The sequence below is a fragment of the Caballeronia sp. LZ003 genome (assembly GCF_031451465.1).
In the GTDB taxonomy this organism is placed as follows: domain Bacteria; phylum Pseudomonadota; class Gammaproteobacteria; order Burkholderiales; family Burkholderiaceae; genus Caballeronia.
Genome location: NZ_JARUXJ010000037.1, coordinates 1 through 1,676, shown reverse-complemented (window position 1 = coordinate 1,676; position 1,676 = coordinate 1). Strand labels below are relative to the sequence as shown.

At 57.7% G+C, this 1,676-nt stretch carries 2 protein-coding genes; both read right to left on the bottom strand.

Features of this window, described 5'->3' with window-relative positions; genetic code table 11:
- Nucleotides 1-661: 661 nt before the first annotated feature.
- Complete coding sequence (locus QCE79_RS32695; protein ID WP_309851536.1) at nucleotides 662-1,129, bottom strand: hypothetical protein; 468 nt, start codon at nucleotides 1,127-1,129, stop codon at nucleotides 662-664.
- 97 nt (nucleotides 1,130-1,226) lie between these two features.
- Nucleotides 1,227-1,547 carry a phage head closure protein gene (locus tag QCE79_RS32690; protein WP_309851539.1) on the bottom strand — a complete coding sequence of 107 codons (321 nt, stop codon included), beginning with the start codon at nucleotides 1,545-1,547 and terminating at the stop codon, nucleotides 1,227-1,229.
- Nucleotides 1,548-1,676: the final 129 nt, after the last annotated feature.

The window sequence follows — 1,676 nt, the reverse complement described above, 5'->3', positions numbered from 1 at the left end:
ATTGGTTAGCCGCATATTTGGGGGTATCTTCTTTATGAAAAGCACTTCGACGCTACCGCTACCCCCACGCGCACCCCCAAAAAGGGCACGCTGCGAAGGCATCTCTCGGGACCCCGCCGGATAAGAAAAGCGCGACAAACGCAATAAAATCATGAAGTTGGATTCGCCACCCGCACTTCCTTAAACGGGCTTGTATGTCTTCGAAAAGGTGCTCTTCCTTCTTCTTGGAAATGCGAAATGTCCCCGCTGTCGCTTATTGGGCAAGGTTCTCATTGGCAAGGATACCGCTGATACCCCGTTAGTTACCCCCTCGATAAAGGCAGTGGTGAGGGCTCGTGTCCTGAGCGATACTGAAGACTGCATTCCTTCCAAGCTCGGCTGCCGACTCGACAAATGTTGTTCGGCATGCGGGAGACGAGGCAAACCATAATGCGGCAAGAAACCTATCGACAATGGACGGTGAAAGCGGCTTGTTCAGACACTGGCAAACCCTACAGTGCAAGCGTTTATTTAGAGGCTGCACCGGTCACTCCTCAGTCACCGAAACGGCGTTTTCGATTTGTCCAAGTCGTATTGCGCGACTCGTGTGTGGAAGCGGAAATGGCTGGGATTTTATGGGGACGCGATTGGGTCGATACGCATGACAACGAGCACTGATTTCTCAAGAAGCGTGTGACCCCTCAGAATTGCTCACTACGAAAGTTTCGTTGTTGTCCGCCGACGTGAAGTGCTCATGTATCCGGCGGATCGTGGCGCTATGGGACTGAGCGCGCCTCGCGAAGGCTCGTGCGCGGTTATAAACCGTGCCACGCGAGCACTGAAGCTGATGCGCGATCACTTTGATGTTGGCGCGATACCAGTACACGCCGAGGAAGCACTCCGCGTCACCCGCGAAATCGGGTCGTTCGCAAAGCGCGTGAATCGCCATGTTCAGGTAAGGCATTTCGGCGTCAAGGAACGCGTCGGGTTCATCGGTGCGCGTGCGCCGTGACGGCCGAAGCCGAGCGAGCACGTTCGACTTCACCGGCGGCACGAAGATGCGGCGCGTTCGGCACCATTCCACCCAACGATTGATGAGATCGTCCACCGCGTGGCGGTCATGCTGCGTCAGGTCACGATGTTTTTTCATTTGGCTACCCCGTAGGGACAACGGGCGAGGACAGTCCCGTTCTCGTTGACAAGGGGTCCTCGATCCCGGGTACCCTTGCGCGATATCAGTCTGATGGCTAGTGAATATCATCCGTCTGGCAAGTGAGATCGACGTGCTCACGTCTCGCATAATCGGGCAGCACGGCGGTCACGTGGAACGCCGCGTCACCATGGACGACGCGCATGCCCGCCTTCACATCTGTGCGATATCGAATGCGGATGCTCGCCGTGCCCATCGAGATGTTCGCGTTTGCCGCCATCACCTCTTTGCCGTTGAGCATGCGGATGTTCGCGGGCACCGTCACCACTTCCTCCCAGCGAATGTCCATATCGCCCGGCTTCGCCTTTGCACGCCGTTCGATGCGCACCGTCCGGTTAAGTGAGCCAGCTCGCAGCATCACGCCACCGCCGGATCACGAAAGCGCATGAGCAACGACTCGACCGCCGGGCTGATTGGACTTGCGCCGCCCTCGCGATCGGCGTACAGGTGCCCCAGCACGAGCAGCACAGCCGAGCGAACCGGTCCC

Excerpts from the sequence above, each read along its gene's own strand:
- QCE79_RS32690 (WP_309851539.1), bottom strand. The coding sequence starts at position 1,547 with ATGCTGCGAGCTGGCTCACTTAACCGGACGGTGCGCATCGAACGGCGT.
- QCE79_RS32695 (WP_309851536.1), bottom strand. The coding sequence starts at position 1,129 with ATGAAAAAACATCGTGACCTGACGCAGCATGACCGCCACGCGGTGGAC.